Origin of the sequence: Lebetimonas sp. JH292 (assembly GCF_000523275.1) — a bacterium.
Lineage (GTDB): Bacteria > Campylobacterota > Campylobacteria > Campylobacterales > Nautiliaceae > Lebetimonas.
In genome coordinates, this window is sequence record NZ_ATHQ01000001.1 from 63,768 (window position 1) to 80,236 (window position 16,469).

The 16,469-nt window shown below is 32.0% G+C and carries 17 protein-coding genes and 1 tRNA gene; 5 read left to right on the forward strand and 13 right to left on the reverse strand.

The annotated features are described in order from the left end of the window. The first annotated feature begins 8 nt into the window (after nucleotides 1-8). Together ftsA and ftsZ are read left to right on the forward strand one after the other, a co-directional pair. Nucleotides 9-1,328, forward strand: a complete 1,320-nt coding sequence (ftsA, locus tag DZ64_RS0100335; protein ID WP_024786725.1) for a cell division protein FtsA — start codon at nucleotides 9-11, stop codon at nucleotides 1,326-1,328. An 11-nt stretch (nucleotides 1,329-1,339) separates the two neighbouring features. Beyond that, nucleotides 1,340-2,458 carry a cell division protein FtsZ gene (ftsZ, locus tag DZ64_RS0100340; RefSeq protein ID WP_024788983.1) on the forward strand — a complete coding sequence of 373 codons (1,119 nt, stop codon included), beginning with the start codon at nucleotides 1,340-1,342 and terminating at the stop codon, nucleotides 2,456-2,458. Here the strand turns inward: ftsZ and DZ64_RS0100345 are convergent. Further along, the gene (locus DZ64_RS0100345) at nucleotides 2,455-3,105 is read right to left on the reverse strand and encodes an ABC transporter permease (RefSeq protein ID WP_304412267.1); all 651 of its coding nucleotides are present in this window, start codon (nucleotides 3,103-3,105) and stop codon (nucleotides 2,455-2,457) included. The genes ftsZ and DZ64_RS0100345 overlap by 4 nt on opposite strands. A gap of 171 nt (nucleotides 3,106-3,276) precedes the next feature. On the opposite strand from DZ64_RS0100345, the gene fliL reads away from it, so the two are divergent. The 3 genes from fliL to DZ64_RS0100360 all read left to right on the forward strand — a co-directional run bounded on the left by fliL (nucleotide 3,277) and on the right by DZ64_RS0100360 (nucleotide 4,231). Then, nucleotides 3,277-3,795, forward strand: coding sequence for a flagellar basal body-associated protein FliL (gene fliL / locus DZ64_RS0100350; RefSeq protein WP_024788985.1), 519 nt, complete (start codon nucleotides 3,277-3,279; stop codon nucleotides 3,793-3,795). Further along, nucleotides 3,792-4,133 (forward strand): holo-ACP synthase, encoded by a 342-nt coding sequence (acpS, locus tag DZ64_RS0100355; RefSeq protein ID WP_024788986.1) that lies wholly within the window; start codon nucleotides 3,792-3,794, stop codon nucleotides 4,131-4,133. Before fliL ends, acpS begins: the two co-directional genes overlap by 4 nt. Nucleotides 4,134-4,154: 21 nt before the next feature. Continuing rightward, nucleotides 4,155-4,231, forward strand: a tRNA-Arg gene (locus DZ64_RS0100360). 82 nt (nucleotides 4,232-4,313) lie between these two features. On the opposite strand, the gene DZ64_RS0100365 is transcribed toward DZ64_RS0100360, so the two are convergent. From DZ64_RS0100365 to guaA, 12 genes are all read right to left on the reverse strand, one after another. Then, nucleotides 4,314-5,420, reverse strand: coding sequence for a nitrogenase component 1 (locus DZ64_RS0100365; protein WP_024786729.1), 1,107 nt, complete (start codon nucleotides 5,418-5,420; stop codon nucleotides 4,314-4,316). An 8-nt stretch (nucleotides 5,421-5,428) separates the two neighbouring features. Next, entirely contained in the window at nucleotides 5,429-6,715 is a 1,287-nt protein-coding gene (locus tag DZ64_RS0100370) for a nitrogenase component 1 (protein WP_024786730.1), read from the reverse strand. Further along, nucleotides 6,705-7,454, reverse strand: a complete 750-nt coding sequence (locus DZ64_RS0100375; protein ID WP_024786731.1) for an AAA family ATPase — start codon at nucleotides 7,452-7,454, stop codon at nucleotides 6,705-6,707. Before DZ64_RS0100375 ends, DZ64_RS0100370 begins: the two co-directional genes overlap by 11 nt. After that, the gene (gene hydE / locus DZ64_RS0100380; RefSeq protein WP_024786732.1) at nucleotides 7,451-8,458 is read right to left on the reverse strand and encodes a [FeFe] hydrogenase H-cluster radical SAM maturase HydE; all 1,008 of its coding nucleotides are present in this window, start codon (nucleotides 8,456-8,458) and stop codon (nucleotides 7,451-7,453) included. Before hydE ends, DZ64_RS0100375 begins: the two co-directional genes overlap by 4 nt. Next, nucleotides 8,445-8,711, reverse strand: coding sequence for a hypothetical protein (locus DZ64_RS13610; protein ID WP_255327493.1), 267 nt, complete (start codon nucleotides 8,709-8,711; stop codon nucleotides 8,445-8,447). Before DZ64_RS13610 ends, hydE begins: the two co-directional genes overlap by 14 nt. Continuing rightward, nucleotides 8,701-9,711 (reverse strand): [FeFe] hydrogenase H-cluster maturation GTPase HydF, encoded by a 1,011-nt coding sequence (hydF, locus tag DZ64_RS10330; protein WP_255327494.1) that lies wholly within the window; start codon nucleotides 9,709-9,711, stop codon nucleotides 8,701-8,703. Before hydF ends, DZ64_RS13610 begins: the two co-directional genes overlap by 11 nt. Beyond that, nucleotides 9,695-11,098, reverse strand: coding sequence for an aspartate ammonia-lyase (locus DZ64_RS0100390; protein ID WP_024788987.1), 1,404 nt, complete (start codon nucleotides 11,096-11,098; stop codon nucleotides 9,695-9,697). The genes hydF and DZ64_RS0100390 overlap by 17 nt, the downstream gene beginning before the upstream one ends. 52 nt (nucleotides 11,099-11,150) lie before the next feature. Then, nucleotides 11,151-11,825 (reverse strand): cytochrome b/b6 domain-containing protein, encoded by a 675-nt coding sequence (locus tag DZ64_RS0100395; protein ID WP_024788988.1) that lies wholly within the window; start codon nucleotides 11,823-11,825, stop codon nucleotides 11,151-11,153. After that, nucleotides 11,815-12,177 (reverse strand): iron hydrogenase small subunit, encoded by a 363-nt coding sequence (locus DZ64_RS0100400; protein ID WP_024788989.1) that lies wholly within the window; start codon nucleotides 12,175-12,177, stop codon nucleotides 11,815-11,817. Before DZ64_RS0100400 ends, DZ64_RS0100395 begins: the two co-directional genes overlap by 11 nt. A 20-nt stretch (nucleotides 12,178-12,197) precedes the next feature. Further along, nucleotides 12,198-13,538: a [Fe-Fe] hydrogenase large subunit C-terminal domain-containing protein gene (locus tag DZ64_RS0100405; protein WP_024788990.1), complete on the reverse strand. Its 1,341-nt coding sequence runs from the start codon at nucleotides 13,536-13,538 to the stop codon at nucleotides 12,198-12,200. 702 nt (nucleotides 13,539-14,240) lie between these two features. Beyond that, nucleotides 14,241-14,891 carry a uroporphyrinogen-III synthase gene (locus DZ64_RS0100410; RefSeq protein WP_051430028.1) on the reverse strand — a complete coding sequence of 217 codons (651 nt, stop codon included), beginning with the start codon at nucleotides 14,889-14,891 and terminating at the stop codon, nucleotides 14,241-14,243. A 29-nt stretch (nucleotides 14,892-14,920) separates the two neighbouring features. Next, the gene (gene guaA, locus DZ64_RS0100415; protein ID WP_024788992.1) at nucleotides 14,921-16,456 is read right to left on the reverse strand and encodes a glutamine-hydrolyzing GMP synthase; all 1,536 of its coding nucleotides are present in this window, start codon (nucleotides 16,454-16,456) and stop codon (nucleotides 14,921-14,923) included. Between the last annotated feature and the right edge of the window lie 13 nt (nucleotides 16,457-16,469).

The window sequence follows — 16,469 nt, forward strand, 5'->3', positions numbered from 1 at the left end:
GAATTAAATTGGCGATACTTGCTGTAGATGTGGGAAGTTCTAAAACAACGGCAATAATAGCTGAAAACAACGGTAATTTAACCGTCAGCGGTGTTGGAATATCTAAATCAAACGGTATAAAAAAAGGTATTATCACTAATATTGAAGAAGCCAGTAAAGCAATTAAAAATGCGGTAAACGATGCAAAAAGAGTTGCCGGCATAGAGCTTTCAAGTGCTGTAATATCTATATCCGGAGCATACACAAAAAGCATAAAAAGTTACGGCATAGTCAATGTTCCAAATAAAGAAGTAACATTAAAAGAAATTAACAGGGCAATCAACAGCGCAATGATAAATGCAGCTGTTCCGAGTGATTATGTTCCTATTCAGGCTATTCCGTATAATTTTAAATTGGACGATTCAAGTGAAATAGAAGATCCTATAGGAATGAGCGGAAGCAGGCTTGAAGTAACCCTTCATATTATAATAGCACAAAAAAGCGGACTTGATAATCTTAAAAAAACATTTAAATTGGCCGGTTTAAAAATTGATAAAATTGTTAATTCCGCTTATGCAAGCTCTCTTGCAGTTTTGAAAGAAGACGAAAAAGAACTGGGTGTGGGAGTTATAGATATAGGGGCTGCAACATGTGATATAGCCGTATTTGTAAATAAGGCGTTAAGTTACACCGATTATCTTCCGATAGGAAGCCATCATATAACCCACGATTTATCCATCGCACTTCATACAACACTAAAAGATGCGGAAAAAATTAAACTTGATTTTGAAGATTATGTAAATAATTCGGAGGATTTAATAGAAATATCTGTAATAGGAAACGAAAACGAAAAACAAAAAGCCTCTATTTCAACCATAACCCAGGTTATTTCCGCAAGGGTGGAAGAAACATTTCTTTTATTAAATAAAAAAATTGATGATTCGAAGCTCAAGGACAAAATCGGTACAGGTATTGTTTTAACCGGAGGTTTTACAAATTTTTACAATGTAAAAGAAATTGCTTCAAACTTTTTTGACGGTTTGCCTGTAAGAATAGGATATCCTAAAGAAATAGAAGGTCTTGTAAAAAATTTAAAAACACCTGAATTTTCCACAGCTATCGGACTGCTGTTATATGCCAACGGGGGAAATAACAAATATGAAAAAGATTCAAATCAAAATTTCAACTCCTTGGATCTCGAAAAAACAAATAAAGTAGAAAGTGAAGAATTGTTTAACAAAAAAAATGAAAAAGATGAAAAACAAGAATTAGCCGATATTGTTAAAAAAGTAAACAAAAAAACAAATCCGTTCAAAAAATTTATCAACTGGATAAATAATCTATTTTAAAAGGGGAAAAAATGGAAAATGCGACTACCAATCTTTTCACAATAAAAGAAGAAATCGACGGGCCAAAAATTAAAGTAATCGGTGTCGGCGGCGGTGGAAACAATATGATAAACTATATGGTGAACAAAGGGATAAAAGATGTTGAATTAATAGCTGCCAATACTGATATTCAGGCTTTAAAAACAAGTAAAGCCCATAAAAAAATACAGCTTGGTGTAAAACTTACAAACGGGCTGGGTGCTGGAATGAGGCCTGAAATAGGGGCAAAAGCTGCCGAAGAGAGTTTTGATGAAATAAAAGAAAGCCTTGAAGGAGCAGATTTAGTATTTATTTCAGCAGGAATGGGAGGCGGAACTGGTACAGGAGCGGCAAGTATTATTGCTAAAGCGGCAAAGGAATTAGGCGCCTTAACAGTAGGAGTCGTTACCAAACCTTTCAGATTTGAAGGCAGCAGAAGAGGTAAATTGGCTGAAATCGGTACAAATGAGCTTAAAAAAGAGGCAAATTCAATAGTTGTAATACCCAATGACAAACTTTTAACAATAATAGACAGAAAGGTAGGAAGAAGAGAAGCATTCTCTCTTGTGGACGATGTATTGTTTAAAGCTGTTCATGGAATTTCAAATATGGTAATTTCATATGGTGAAAATGACATAAACGTTGACTTTAACGATTTAAAAACAGTAATGTCACATCAGGGATTGGCCCTTATGGGTGTGGGTGAGGACAAAGGTGAATCAGCCGCATTTAATTCCATAAAAAAAGCAATTGAATCTCCTTTACTTGACAACATTTCAATTGAAGGGGCTATGGGTGTGCTTGTTCATTTTACTATGCATGAGGATTATTCTCTTGATGAAATTTATGAGGGTATGAATATAATTGAAGAAAAAGCCCATGATGATGCCGATATAATTTTCGGTACTTCAACAGATAACTCATTGGCACCTGACGAAATAAAAGTAACTATTGTCGCAACAGGCTTTGAAAAAAATGATGCGGCAAATAAAGAAGATATCAAAAAAAATATTGAAACAATGTTGGTGGGAAAAGAAAAAGTAGTCGGCGGAATAGAACTTGATGTGGATGAGCTTGATATTCCGGCATATATGAGAAGAATGAAAGATTAAAAAATTAAATAAAAGGCTGATATCACATAATCAGCCGCAAATACCACAACAGAAGAAACAACAACAGCCCTTGTGGTACTGATCCCCACTCCTTTGGCACCCCCTCTTGTATGATAACCTATATATGTTGAAATTGCACTTATCAAATAGCCAAATACAATTCCCTTTGTAATACCTTCGTTAAAATCACTTAATTCTCCAAACTGTCTTATTTTATCCAGATACGCATAACCGTTTACATCAAGAGAATATATGGAAATCAAATAAGACCCTACATTAGCCACCGCATCAAAAAACAAAATCAATAAAGGAAGTGAAATAATTGTAGCAATAATTCTTGGAACTATCAGGAAATGTCTGGAATCCACAGCCATTACATCAAGCGCATCTATCTGTTCGGTTACTCTCATACTTCCAAGTTCCGCTGCATAAGCGCTCATTCCCCTGCTAACCACCATTAATGCGGCGAATACGGGACCGAGTTCTTTAATCACAGATATAAATATCGTATAACCCATAAAATCATCTATCCCGAATTTATGAAATGCATCGTATAAATTTACAGCTTCAACAAGACCTGTAAAAAAACCGGTTAAAAAGATAACACCGATTGAGCCGTAACCGATAAATGTAATCTGATCTAACAAATTTTTAATTCTGTACGGAGGTTTAAAAAAAAGAAAAAATATTTTTATTTGGAAAATAAAAAAATCGCCCAATATATTGATAAAATTTATTGTGTTTTTCCCGATATTATAAAAGAAGCGGTTTATCAATTAAGCCCTTTTTTGATAAAATTATAACAAAAAAGGAATAAAATGGCGGAAGAAAAAGAAAATCAGGAAATTGGGGAAGAAAAAAAAGAAAAAAGCGGAAGTAAATTATTATTAATTATTATTATTGCATTATTGCTGATATTATTGATTATAGGTGGATTGGTTGCATATTTTTTACTTACAAACACATCTGAGCAAAACACAAATCCGCAGACACAAGAAAAAACGGTAAAAAAGAAAGTCAGTGACATGGCTCAAATTGGTCCGATTTATCCGCTTGATCAGTTTATAGTAAATTTAGTAAGCAACAATGCAGACAGATATTTAAAATGCAAGGTTTCCCTGGAACTGGATTCACCGGATCTTCAAAACGAAATTGATAAAAAACTGCCCGCTGTAAGAGACACCATAATAAATATTCTTTCCAGTAAAACAGTAGAAGAAATTCAAACGGCAAAAGGAAAAGAAAAATTAAAAGAGGAAATTAAAAGAAAGCTGAATGAAATGCTTACAACAGGCGAAATCAGGCATGTTTATTTTACGGAGTTTGTTATTCAGTGATAGGCATAGATATTGTAGTAATTTCAAGAATTGAAAATATGATTGATAAATTCGGTAAAAAAGCAAAAGATAAATTTTTAAATGAAGAAGAACAGAAATTTTTTTTAACCCCCTCTTCCGTTGCGGGGGCATATGCGGCCAAAGAAGCATTTTCAAAGGCTATTGGAACGGGTATTGGAAAAGAGTGTAATTTCAAGGATATTATTATTCTAAAAAATTCAAAAAATAAGCCCTATTTTTCAGAAAAAACAATTAAAAAATTTAATTTAAAAAATGCCGACCTTTCAATTTCCCATGACGGAGGATTCGCCATCGCCGCTGTTATAATTTCCAGATAAATTTGATATAATTTCATTCCTGTCCCCGTAGCTCAGCCGGATAGAGCGCCACCCTGCGGAGGTGGAGGCCGTGCGTTCGAATCGCGCCGGGGACGCCAAGATTTTAGAATTTTACAAATAAATTATAATAATTAAATTTTTTTTCACAAAATACAAAATAATATTAAACTTTTATAATTTTCACAAAAATTTTTTAAAATATATCTCTCCTTCTTTTCCAATAAAATCATAATTTAAATTCATATAAAGTCTCCCGCTTAATGCTAAATGGGGTAATGGGATAAATTTTTTAGATTTTATAAATTTTTGATAAATTGGATCAGCAATTATATAATAAAATTCATCATTAAACTTTTTAAAACCCTCTTCAGTTTCTGTGAAACTGAAATTTTTATTTTCAAAAAAACAGCAGTTATTATTCAATAAATCATTTTTTATTGGGGAAGCGGCAAATGCTTCAATACCTAAATTTTTTTCAAAATATTCTTTTATACTCAAAGCTATAATTGGCTCGTGAATTATCAATACTTTTTTATTATTTACAGATTTTTTATTAATTAAATTTTTTATTGTTTCTCCCACAGGAAAACCTACAATATATGGGATATCAAAATTCTTATGCATATATTCAGCTAATTTTAATCCGCTTGAAGTAATTACAATATTCAGAGCTGCTTTTGAACTTTCAATTAAGTTTTCAAAATTTTTTTCCATTCCCCAGATACTGATGATTTTATAATTTAAATTTTTCAGTAAATTAATTAATGGATTTAAATGCGTATGATGCCCTATATCGAGATGTACAGCCCCGAGAATGTTTACAGTTTTTTCCTCTTTTTTTTGAGGTTTTAAAACAGTTTTAGCCAATTCTAAAAAAGCTCTTGAAGCGCCTTCACTATATGTTTCAGTTCCTTTTGTATTAATATAAAAAAGAGGGATATTTAATTCTTTTTGAATAGTTTCAGATAAACCGTTTAAATCAGTTCCTATAATTGCGGAAACAGGGGTGCCCATTAATACTAAAAATTTCGGTTTTAAGTTTTTTGCAACATTTATAATTCTATCGATAAATTTAGCATCATTTCCGAATACTGCATCCATTTCTAAAAGTCCCGCACCTACTAATTTTGTTTTATTTCTATACCATCTGTATTCATCTCCGATATTTATATGCCATGCACCTCCTGCCGGACCGTATGTAATCATCAATCCTCCAAGTTCATATAGTGCTGAAGCAACCCCAAAATATCCTGAAGCAAGAGGTAAAAGATTATCTATTAATTTCATATTTACTCCTATATAAGATAGTTATATTTATATATCCAATCATAATTGCTGATTGGATTTTTAATATTTTCTTGTATTGAATCTAATAAATTTTTTAAATTTTCATATCCGTAAAAAGAGTGTTGATATCTTGAAAGAGGGATATTGACAGCATTTTGGCAAAATATACCGGCATCAACCCCAAACGCTAATTCTATATCGTTAAAAAAATTTATATTTTCATTTAAATATGGATGTGAAACGTTATAAATATAGGTTTCAGGGGATATTTTAGACAATTCATTAATGTATTCTTTTTCATGAAGTTTTGGAGAATTTCTCAAAAAAACTGCTTTAACATTTCCTCCTAATTTTGTTAAAGCCAGTGCCAATTCCAAAGGATTGCCGTAAACACTGCTTCCAACAGCAATATTTTTATTTTTTATAAATTTGTTTTTACTTATTAAATTTTCATTATTTTTCTCTTTTATATTAATTTTTTTATTTGTTATTTCTTCAATTTTAGAATATTGTTTTTTTATTTCCAAAATATCGTAACTTACCGGTGCGAATATATAAGGAATATCTAACTCATTATACATTTTTTTTGCTAAAAGTAAGCCTAAAGGATGAATCACGATATTTAATGAAGCAGAAGATAATTTATACAAATCATGGACATTTTTAAGTGTAGGAATTTGATAGATATTTTCATAACCCAACTTTTTAAGAAAAACCAATAATTCTGAATCTTCTTTCAATGGTATAAAAGTTCCTAAAATATTAACACTGTTTTTATTTATTTCTGTTTTTTTATCTTTTAAAATATCAATTAAAGATTGATATGCCAATTCAAAAGGGGAAGGTTTTAATCCTATCGTTAAAGGTGCCATTACTGTATATATTATTTCAATATTTAATTTTTTTTTCATATTTTCAACTACATCTGTATAATCGCTTTCTAATAAATAATCGCAACATGTTCCCGCCAATATAAGTATTTCTGGCTTTTCTTTTTTTGAAATTTTTAAAATAGCTTCTTCCACTTTTGAAAAATGTTTTCCCATTATAATATCTATTTCGTCAATATTCAGCATATAAAAACGCCCGTAAAAGTTTCTTGCATGGGACATAAAAGAGGAGTGTCTAAGACAGGCCAAAGGTCCCACCATCAGGCAAATACTGTTAGGCAAAAGTAAAGTGGTTTCAACCACTCCCCATCCTGCAAGATTCGGACCCATGGACTCCAGGGGTGCAAAAGGAAAATTTTTTTCATTTAATTCAGAAATTTTAACTCTTGTCTGTTCAATAAGCATCTAAAATCCTTTTTGCAATTGAATAAAAATTTTTACTTATTTGAGCATTTTTGTCATATTCTATTACAGTTTTTCCTAAAAGTTCCGCCTTATTAATAGATTCATCCCTTGGTAAAACTCCCAATATATCAACATTCATTTCTTTTGCAAAATTTTGTACTTTTTCCAATTCATTAGGTATATTTCTTAAATTGACAATAATTCCCAATAAAGATGCATATCCTTTGTTTTTAAAATTTCTAACAGCTTTTATAATATTTTCTGCCGCAAAAAGAGACAGTTTTTCTCCGGATGTCACTACAATTACTTTTTCGGCATATCCTTTTCTCATTGGAACCGCAAAACCGCCGCATACAACGTCTCCCAAAACATCATAAAAAACAACTTCGGGTTTATATATTTCATAAGCATTCAATTCTTTTAAAAGTTCGAGTGCCGTTACAATACCTCTGCCCGCGCATCCTTGGCCGGGTGTTGGACCGCCAACTTCAAAAGTCACAGTATTTGCAAAACCTGTTTTTACTATTTCTTCGATTGATTTTGGCATACCATTTTCTTCAATATAACTAAGTATTGTTTTAGGAGGCACTCCTCCTAAAAGATTTATTGTAGAATCTGCTTTTGGATCGCAGCCTATTTGTATGACCCTTTTCCCCATTGTTGCAATAGCAGCGGATAAATTGGATGTAATTGTTGATTTTCCAATACCGCCTTTACCATATATTGCTATTTTTTTCATTGGTATTCCTTTATTTTTAATGAATTCCCTTTAGTTCTTGAAATTTTAATACCCGCTTTTGTAATTACATTTGTAGCTTCATTTATATCTACATAACGTTTTTTAGGTGCACATTGAAATTCAAATTCAATTTTTTTATTTTTACTTTCGAAAGAAGGGTTGCAATTTGGCATCAAAACGTTACATCCACCTTTAGTAAAACATAAAAATTGCCCATTTTCAGGATTAAGTGTTGCAACTGTATTTGCGGCTGCAATATGCGTGTTTTTAGTTACAATTCTTGTTAATGCAAAAACTCTCAACATAAGATTAAAATTTCCGGAAGAAAACTTTTTTAAAGGTGTTTGCGGATGCGGAATAAAAGGACCTATATTTATCATATCGGGTTGAAAATCCTGAAAAAACAGGATATCGTCTGCCAAATCATTGAAAGTTTGTTTTGGTAAACCCACAATATTGCCAGCTCCTACCTGGAAACCTGTTTTTCTTAAAAATTCTAACGCTTTTATTCTGTCTTTTAATTTTCTGCCGGGTCTCATTTTTTCATATAATTTTTCATTCATTGTTTCATGTTTCATTAAATACCTATCGGCTCCGGCATCTTTGAATGCTTTATAATCATCAAAAGACAACTCTCCCAAGCTCAATGTAATGGCTACATCATATTTTTTTTTGATTTGTCGGATAATGCTGCAGATTTTTTCTCTTGTAAAAAAAGGGTCTTCCCCTGATTGTAAAACTATGGTTTTTATCCCTTTTTGGGCAATTTCACCGGCTATTTTAATTATAGTTTCTTCATCCATCCTAAAACGTTTCATTTCTTTATTACTTTTTCTTAAACCGCAATATAAACAATCACTGATACAATAATTGGAAAAATGTATAACTCCCCTTATATGAGCTTCATTACCACAGTGTTTATTTCTGATTTCTGTTGCTCTTTCAAAAATTTTATTATCGTTTTTTATTAACGATAGAATAATTTCAGTTTTATTTAACATCATTTTTCAACTTTTTTCTTTCATTTTCAAACATCATTAAAGCAGCGGGGAAAGGGCTCAAAGTTCTCTTAATAACTCCCTGTAAAAAAGAAATCGCCATACCATAATTTGTAATAGGAACGTTAACTTCTTTTGCCATTTGTATGCGTGAAAGCATTCCTCTTCTATTTAATACACATCCGCCGCAATGGATAATAAGTTTATAATCCGATACATTATCAGGGTAATCTTTTCCGGCATAAACATCAATTTGCAAATCCCCCCCCTACATACTGTTTAAGCCATCTTGGAATTTTAACCCTTCCTATGTCATCCTCCAAAGCATGATGAGTGCATGCTTCAGCTATTAAAACTTTATCTCCCGGCTTAAGAGCATCTATATGTGCGGTGCCCCTGGCTTGTTCCAGTAAATCTCCTTTATAACGGGAGAAAAGTATCGAAAAGGTTGTCGCTTTTATATCTTTTGGAATATCCGCAACCATTTTTAATACCCCCTGTGAGTCACATACTACAATATCGGGTTTTTGATTTAAAATAGACATTGCATATGAAAGTTCTCTTTCTTTAACAATCAGTGCCATGGAATCGTTATCCAAAGTGTCTCTTATAGTTTGAACCTGGGGAAGTATCAATCTGCCTTTAGGAGCTTCTAAATCAATAGGAACAACCAAAACAGCCAATCCCCCTGAGGGGATTAAATCACCTATTAACGCCGGCGGTTGTAAAAAATCAGATGGGCAAATATCAATAATGTGTTTTTTTAAAGCATTAATATATTTTTCTTTATTATCACTGTCTAAACTTGAAACTTTAATAATGTTTTTTCCAAAAATTGATTCAAGTTTATTTATAAATTCATCCGAAGGCTTTTGTAAATCGATTTTATTAATAACAGCAATTAAAGGAATTTTTTTTTCTTTTATTATCTGAATTATATTTTCTTCATAATCAGTCCATTTATCAGGCTCTAAAATTAATAAACAAATATCAGTTTTTTTAAGAACATTTAAAGTTTTTTCTATTCTTAAGTTTCCCAAAACTGAATTATCATCAAATCCAGCTGTATCTAAAAAAACAACCGGTCCTATTGGCAATAATTCCATTGTTTTTTCGACAATATCTGTTGTAGTTCCGGCAACAGGGGAAACAATCGAAATATTTTGTCCTGTAATCATATTTAAAAAAGACGATTTTCCGACATTTGTTCTTCCAAAAACACCGATATGTAATCTTAAACCTTTAGGTGTTGATATCATTAAACAGCTCCTTTAATTTATTCTTATCATATCCAAGAGAATTAAGATTTTCAGGAAAAAATAATTCAAGAATTTTTTCGCCAAATCTATTTTTTAAAAATTCTTTTATATTCGTTATGTTTTTATTTTGTATTTCTTTTACAATTTTTAATGTTTTCTCATAACCTATCAAAGGGAGTAAAACGGTTAAAATTGAAAAGCTTTCTTCAAAATATTTATTACATATTTTTTCATTTGCTTTAATTTCTTTAATATGTTCTTTCAAGTTTACAGTTATATTCAAAAGCAATTTTAAAGATTCTATAAAACTAAATGCTATTAAAGGCATAAATTCAACAATTTGAAAAGATGACAAAGAAACACAGTCTCTTATTACATTAAAATCGGATTTAACTTTTATTGCTGTTTGCATTGCAGATTCAAGTATTACGGGATTTATTTTGCCAGGCATTATAGAAGAACCGGCTTGAGCTGGCTTTAATTTTATTTCTTTTAAAAAATTCATAAGACGTATATCATTAGAAATTTTAAATAAATTTGAAGAATAAGCATCAAGAATACCTACAACTTCCACAATATCATCTGCAAAAGCGGTTACACTTACAGGATTTTCAGCACGGGAAATATTTAATCTAGTTAAATCTCTTAAAATTTCAATAACCAAAAAAATATACTCCCTAGGGGCGGTTAAACCAGTTCCTATTGCAGTAGAACCAATATTTAAGACCCTTATTCTCTCTTTGCATTTCCATATTCTCCATCTGTCTCTGGATATAGCTTCGGCAAAAGCCGAAAATTCCCTGCCGAGAGTAAAAGGGACTGCTTCTTGAAGTTCTGTCCTCCCGATTTTTAAAATGGATGCAAATTCTTTTTCTTTTTTTTGTAGAATATTTTGAAAATCCGCTATAACTTCGCTTAATTTTTCCAATAAAAAAAGCGCCGCTATTTTTAATGTGCCTGGATATGTGTCATTTGTTGATTGGTGAAGATTTACATGTTCAAGCGGATGTATCGGATAATATTTACCTTTTGGATATCCTAATATTTCATTTGCCCTGTTAGCTATCACTTCATTTATATTCATATTTGTTGATGTGCCAGCGCCACCTTGCAATGCGTCCACTATAAAATCTTCCTGAAATTTTTCATCGATTATTTCGTCACAGGCATTACATATTGCATTGGCATATTCTTCGCTGAGATAATTTAATTTAGCATTTGTTGTTGCACATGCTTTTTTAACCAATGCATATGATTTAATCAACTCATTTGGCACTTTATATCCGGATATTTGAAAATTATTATAGGCTCTTGCGGTATGTATACCGTAATATCTATCAGATGGAATCTTTACTACACCTAAACTGTCTTTTTCTTCTCTAAACAACTAAGTAACCTCCGTGATTTTACTTGAAATAAAAAGAGCTGAACAGCTCTTTTTATTGTTTTATTGAGTTAATTTGAACTAAATCGTCTTCAACCCATTTAGGGGAATGATGTTCGGCGGCATCAAAAGGCATATAACCGCTGTCCAGTCTCCACATTGCTTTAAAATCTTCTATGTTTATTATTGAAAGAGGCAAATGAACAAACGTTACAAGGGCTGTAGTTATTATAGAACCCCAAACATGGAAATAAAAGAAATAAAGCATAAGTTCTTTGCCAAGCCCTTGTTTTGCAAAATAAAGCGCCCATCCTGTTACTATCAATCCGAAAATCATAAATATAAAAATTAAATAAGCGACTTTTTGTCCAGCATTATATTTTCCTTGAGGAGCAGTTTTTTCAGGACCGAAAGGAATACCGAACATTCTGGGATATCCGCCTAAATTTTTAAACCATGCAAATGTGTCTTTATCCCATTGTAATAAATTTTTCATTATAATATAAAACCTGTCCGGTACTATTAAAATAAAAGAAATAAAATTCAAAGTAAAAACAATTGCCGTCCAGATGTGAACTTCCATTAAAAACTTAGCACTTTCACCTGATGCCCATTTAAAATATACAGCCATTCCGGTAAAGGCTAATATATACCATGTAATTGCATTGATGTTATGAAACATTTTTTCATAAACAGGAAATCTCAATACCCTTTCATTTTCAGCAAGCATGTTTTCCTCCTTTTAAATTTAAGTTGGTTCTAACAACATATACTTTTGTATGTAAAAGTTCTTCTGATATTTCACTCATCGGATGGTTCGCAAATTTTTTATAAAATTCCTGAACAGCAGGATTTTCATACGAAGCTGCCAATCCTTTTTGCTGTAATCTTATATCATCTTTATATAAACCAGCTTGTCTCATTTTAATGTATTTATTTCTTTTTTTGAAAAGATCTGTAATCACATAACCTCCAACAGCAATAACCGATACTATAACCCCTGTAACTTTAAGAAAAGTTCTTCTGTCTATTAAAGTGGTGGCAGGTTTTTCTTCATATTGATAAGGTAATTTTTCATTCATTTTTATCCTCCTTTTATATTTTAAGCATTTAATCTTAAAGGTAATAACGGGTCTATCCATGAAGTTCCCATTGGATTAACCGGCTGCCCTCCTCCGTCAATACAACCTCCGGGACAATTCATTACTTCAATTATGTGGTAAGGTGAAGTGCCTTTTATTACATCTTTAACAATTTTATCAAGATGGTTTTTTATCCCGTTAACTACAGCGGCTTTTACCACAATTGTTTTTCCGGATTTAAGAGTAATAGGAATTTCTGCTTCTCTTAATCCGTCAGTATGTCCCCTTACTGCATAAAAATCCCATTTAGGCGGTTCTTTTTCAGAAAGAATATAATAAACTGTTCTAAGAGCAGCTTCCATAACGCCTCCACTGTTACCAAATATTGTGCCAGCTCCCGTGTAAATTTCCGTTTCCGTTTCATTTTCTTTTTCCGGTAACTCAAGAGGATTAATTCCTTTCATTTTAAGTAATGTGGCTAAATCCCTTGTTGTAAGCACTACATCTGTATCAGGGAATGGAGGGGTGTCTTCTGGAATATAACCTTTTTCTTTTAAAAATTTCCAAGAAGATTTGAATTCCGGTCTGCTTGCTTCAAATATTTTAGCGGTACACGGCATTATTCCGACAGTGTAAACGTTTCTCGGATCCACTTTCCAAATGTCTAAAGCAGCCCAAGTTTTTGCTGAAGGACCTGCTATTTGCATAGGGGATTTGGTGCCTGATATATGCGGAATCAACCCCGGATAATAAATTTCTGCATATCTAACCCAACCGGGACAGCAAGATGTAAAATGTGGTAAAGGATGATTTGCCATTTTATTTAATTCTTCGCTTCTTTCTCCTAACAGCCAGTATTTTACTTTTGCTATAAATTCGCTTCCTTCTTCCATAATTGTTTGATCGGCCGCTAAATTGTTTTCATAAATTTTAAAACCCGCTTTTTTTAATGCATTATGAAGTTTTCCAACTGTTAAAGTACCGGGAGGTGCTCCAAATTCTTCGGCTATTGCCACACGGACCGCAGGGGCTATTACCGCCACAACAGTTTTTTCTTTATTTTCCAGATTTTTCATTACCTCTTCTACAAAACTTAATTGTTCTATTGCACCGAATGGGCAGTTAATTAAACATTGTCCACAAGCAATGCATTTCATTTCATCAATTGAGTGGGCAACACCAATAGCACCGTTTATCGCATCTGCTGGACATACATGTCTGCAGGTGTCGCAGCCTACACAGCTTTGAGAATTTATTTTAATAATACCTTTTAATTCTCCCGCTCTGTATGTACCCGTTGCTATATTTACATAATTTTTCTCTGTAGGAGAAAAAGTTTTAACCTTGGCTGTTTTTTTCATTAAAAACTCCTTTCATAAAAATTTTTAAGATTAATTTTCGTTAAATTATAATATTAATTCTTAAAAATAACTTAAAATTTAATTTTTCTTATATAAATTTAGGACTAAATTAAATTTTAATAGATAAATTCATATATAAAATGTGATTACAGAATAAATTAATGACTTTTAATTAAGGATTTTTTATATTTTTTCATATGTAGAAAATTGTTTTTTATTTAAGAAGTTATAATATAAGATTATATTTAAGATATTAATAAAAATTATTATAAAAAAAATTAGCAAATAAAATCAAAGCTAAAATAATCAATTTAAAAAATTTAGATTATTCTCAAAATTATGATTTATAAGTGTCTGTCACTTATTATACTAAAATTATTATTAATTGTAAATACTTTTTTCATTTATTCATTCTACATTATACATTTTAAATTTTTCATTATTTTGCCCGAGAGGGCGTTCACGTAGTGACTTTGGGCTCCGCCAAGTCACAGTGTGGGGATGGGAGCATCGGTTTAGGGGCGAGTCCATCTCGCCGCACACCCCGAAGCTACCGTCTCCCCTAAAAAAAAGGTTGTAGGGCCCCAAAATGTACGGGTAGCGCTCCTCCCAGGCATTAAAATTATAACAAAAACTTGAGCTTTTGTCAATCAAGATTTTTAAAGAACACTTTATAAGCAAAAAAGAAGTTATATTATAATTTTACCGTAATTTTACATTTTTTGCAAGCAGGACGCATTCTTTAATATAAGGATTTTGCGGAGTTAAAATAGAATTTTTGGTAAATTCCAAAAGAGCATTTTTCGTTTTATTTCCTATTGCAATCGGTAAAATATTTTCAAAATCATTGATTTTTGAAAAACATTTAACAGTGGAAGGCGAAGTAAAAATTACAATAGCCGGTTTTTTAATAAATTTATCAAGTTTAGCGCAAACAGTTTCATACACTATAATTTCTCTTAAAGAATTATCAGATTTATCAAAAATTTCTTTTATATTTGATATTATTTCTTTTGCCCTTAAAAAAAGAAATTTTTTATTTTTATATTTTTTATTTATTTCTTTTGCAAATTCATCCCCATAGGCATTAGATGAAACAAATTCAACAATTCCTCCTAATTTTTCTATTTCTTTTGCAGTTGCTTTTCCTATTGCCAGACTTGGAAAATTTTTCCATTTATCAGTTAATTTATTTATCGCCCTAACCCCGTTTTTAGAAGTAAAAATCAGATAATCAATTCCATCAAAAGAAATAGAAGGGGATAGAAAATTTATTTTTATAACAGGATAATTTATTACCCCTTCATATTTATCGTTATTTAATAAATAAATAGGTAACCTTAAATTTTTCACTTTTAACTTTTCATTTTTAATTTTTGATTTTACTCCCACTCAATTGTTGCAGGAGGTTTGCTTGAAATGTCATAAACCACTCTGTTGATACCGTCGACTTCATTGATAATTCTTGTTGAAACCTTTTCTAAAAATTCATGCGGCAAATGGGAAAAAGTTGCCGTCATACCGTCAGTTGAGCTGACACATCTTATTGCAACCGTATTGTCATATGTCCTGTTATCCCCCATTACCCCAACGCTTTTTACATTAAGAAGTACCGCAAAGGCCTGCCAAACTTCATTATAAAGCCCCCACGCTTTAAGCTCTTGAATTAAAATGTAATCAGCTTCTCTTAAAATATCTAAATCTTTTTCATTAACTTCACCCATAATTCTAATAGCAAGTCCTGGTCCCGGAAATGGGTGACGATAAACCAAGTCTTCTGGAAGACCAAGTTCAAGTCCGAGTTTTCTGACTTCATCCTTAAAAAGCTCTCTTAAAGGCTCAATCAATTCAAATTTCATCCATTCAGGCAAACCTCCTACATTATGATGTGATTTTATTGTTTTAGAAGGACCTTTTACCGAAACGGATTCAATTACGTCAGGATACAGAGTCCCCTGCGCTAAAAATTTTGCGTCTTTATGTTTTTTGGCCGCTTCTTCAAAAACCTCAATAAAAGTATGCCCTATTATTTTTCTTTTTTCTTCAGGATCGGTTACACCTTTGAGCCTTCCTAAAAACTTTTCCCTTGCATCAATAGTAATTAAAGGCACGTGCAACACATTTTTAAAAGCATGCTCGACTTCTTCTCTTTCGTTTTTTCTAAGAAGACCTGTGTCTACAAAAATAGGAATTAATTTATCTCTAATGGCTTCATGTAAAAGTGCCGCGGTAACCGAACTGTCAACTCCGCCGCTTAATGCACATATTACTTTGTTTTCCCCTACCTGCTCTTTAATCTTTTTGATTTGTTCTTTTGCAAAATGAGCCATATCCCATTTACTTGTTACAGAGCAGACTTCTTTTGCAAAATTTCTAAGAATTTTACTTCCTTCAACTGAATGGGCTACTTCCGAGTGAAACTGAATTGCATAAATTTCTTTTTCTTCATTTACAATTGCAGCATATGGAGCATTTGAGGTATGGGCTATTCTTTTAAATCCGTTAGGCAGTTTTTCAACCCTGTCTGAGTGGCTCATCCAAACTATTGTAGGATTGCTTACATCTTTAAAAATTTTATGAGGTTCGTCTATAAAAAGCTCTGCTTTACCATATTCGTGATGGTCGGCCCTAACTACCTCACCTCCGAAATCAACGGTTATAAGCTGCATACCATAACAAATTCCTAAAATAGGAAGTCCTAAATCATATATTTCTTTATCTGCCCTGTAAGCGTCTTTATCATAAACACTTGCGGGCCCGCCGCTAAAAATTATACCTTTTGGTTTTTTTTCTTTTGCTGCTTTTAATCCGTCAAAATAAGGAACTATTTCGCTGTATATTCCATCTTCTCTCAGTCTTCTGGCTATTAACTGGGTATATTGACTTCCAAAATCAAGTATCAGTATTTCTACTTGCATTTATATCCTTTTT